Annotated in this window: 1 protein-coding gene and 2 pseudogenes; 1 reads left to right on the top strand and 2 read right to left on the bottom strand. The window is 71.5% G+C overall.

The window, feature by feature from the left end; genetic code table 11:
* Positions 1-497, bottom strand: a pseudogene (locus AC1DP0_RS21085) (nitrate reductase subunit alpha); the annotation flags it as partial.
* A gap of 331 nt (positions 498-828) precedes the next feature.
* Here AC1DP0_RS21085 and AC1DP0_RS21080 point away from each other — a divergent pair.
* Positions 829-1,575, top strand: coding sequence for a helix-turn-helix transcriptional regulator (locus AC1DP0_RS21080; RefSeq protein ID WP_478088387.1), 747 nt, complete (start codon positions 829-831; stop codon positions 1,573-1,575).
* 20 nt (positions 1,576-1,595) lie between these two features.
* On the opposite strand, the pseudogene AC1DP0_RS21075 reads toward AC1DP0_RS21080, so the two are convergent.
* A pseudogene (locus AC1DP0_RS21075) lies at positions 1,596-2,230 on the bottom strand (hypothetical protein); the annotation flags it as partial.

The following is a 2,230-nucleotide window of genomic DNA, read 5'->3' as shown; positions in this document are numbered from 1 at the left end:
GCGATCTCGACGGCCTCGCCCCACGACGCGCGGACTAGCCCGCCCTTGCCGCGGGCGCTCTGGTAGCGGCGGCGCTTGTCGAGGTCGGTCGTGATCTCGTGCCAGGCCGCGACCGGGTCGCCGAGGCGCGCCTTCGCCTCGCGGTACATCTCGAGCAGGACGCCGCGGACGTAGGGATAGCGCACCCGTGTGGGGGAGTAGGTGTACCAGGAGAAGGCGGCACCGCGGGGGCAGCCGCGAGGCTCGTACTCCGGCCGGTCAGGCCCGACCGAGGGGTAGTCGGTCTGCTGCGTCTCCCAGGTGATGATCCCGTCCTTGACGTAGACCTTCCAGGAGCAGGATCCGGTGCAGTTGACGCCGTGGGTCGAGCGGACGACCTTGTCATGGCTCCACCGGTCGCGGTAGAAGACGTCGCCCGCGCGACCACCTTCGCGGAACACAGCTCGACCGTCGTCGGACTCCTCCCACCGGGTGAAGAACCGTCCGGTCCTGAGCAGCGCCGCGGAGGCCGGGCCGTCGACCGTCCCGGACGGCCGTGCACCGCCGGAACGGGAGGGGCCGCTCACCGGCGTTCCCAGGGTCGGCACGTGGTGTCAGGTAGGGAGCGCACGGATCCTCCAAATCGGCGACGGCATTCGTCCAAACGGTCGGTTGCAGCGCAGTCGAGGCTCGGCGCAGAGGTGCCGCGCGGTCCACGAACTTGGCCCAACGCTACTGGTGTGAGGTGGTTTCGGCCCGGCAAACGAGTTCTCAGCCGGAGGTTTTCGGACCTCGACGGTCGGCGCGCAGGGAGGCCCGTATCCTTCAAATCAACGAAATGGAGCATGTGTGCACAACATCGAGAGCGACGTCCTGACGTCGCCCACCCGACGAGCGGTGATGGAGCTGCTGCTGGAGGCCGGGAACGCCACGCCCGGCACCTCGCGCGACGATGCGGCGGGGCGGGGTCTCAGTGCGGGCGAGACGGCAGCTGCGCTCGGCCTGCACGTGACGACGGCACGCTTCCACCTCGAACGGATGGTCCGCGCCGGGACCGTCGTGACAGCCCAGCGGCGAGGATCCGTCGGCCGGCCACGCAAGATCTACGTCGCCGCTGCGGTGGAACGGCCCGGGCTGGCCAGCCCGGAGGCGCTGCAGGCCTTCACGGAGCTGCTGACCAGGGCGTGGGCCGACAGCGCCGACGGTTCCCCCGGGGACCCGGAGCGCGCGGGGGAGCAGTGGGTCGAGACCCGCGTCGACGGCTCCGCCCCACCTCCGGCCGCCAGTCCCGGAGCCTGGCTCGGCAAGGTCGGCATGGCCGTCGACCTGCTCGACGAATGGGGCTACCACCCGGAGCTGCGCACCTCGGCTCGTGGCAGGACCGTCGAGCTGACGCTCCAGGGATGTCCGTTCCTCTCGATGGCCCGGGCACATCCGGACGTCGTCTGCGGTGTCCACCGGGGGCTCCTCCGGGGCACCATGGCCGCGGTGGGGGAGAACGACACTGATGTCGACCTCCAACCCTTCGTCACGGAGCGCTCCTGCGTCGCCCGGCTCACGACGTCGACTGACTGGGTCAGGCACTCGAGGCCCTGACCGGACGGCCCGTCGCGCCGTCAGAACCGGCGGCTGCTCAGCACCGACGAGCGGTCGATCTTGAGGACGCCCCCGTCGTCGACGAGCGAGTACGACGTCTTCTCCTCGTAGCGGCGGCCGTCGGTGAACGCGTAGCGCAGGGTCGCGACGACCGAGCCCGGGGCGGATCCCGTGGCCTGCAGCACTTCGACCGTCTTGACCGACGTCCAGAAGCGGTCGTAGGTGGCGCGGTTGCCGGAGGTCGTGGCCCGGTAGCGGTCCGTGAGGCGTGCCCACCCGGCGTCCGTGTTGCCCGGCAGCAGCGCGTAGTAGTCACGCACCGCACCCGCGAGGTCGGTGGCCGAGGTCCCGGCGGGTGCCCTCGTCGGCGTGCCAGTCTGGGTCGGCGTGCCGGTCGGGGTCGGCGGGGTCGTGGCGGGGCTCGGTGGCCTGCTGGTCGAGGGGGAGGGGCTGTCGGCCCTCGATGTCGTCGGGGCCGGCGTGCTCGTTCGCGGTGGCGCGTTCGACGACGTCTGCGCCACGACGGGGGGAGCGGACGGACCGCTCCCGGTGTCACTGCCCGACAGCGCCCAGACGAGGAGGCCGATACCGACGAGCGCAACGGTACCGACCAGCAGGACGATCCTCCGCCGTCTCCCCGGGGCCTCCTCGGGGG

It is taken from the genome of Terrabacter sp. P5_B1 (assembly GCF_056400505.1).
The sequence above is the reverse complement of the archived record's forward strand: the minus strand, read 5'-3'. Positions and strand labels throughout refer to the sequence as shown.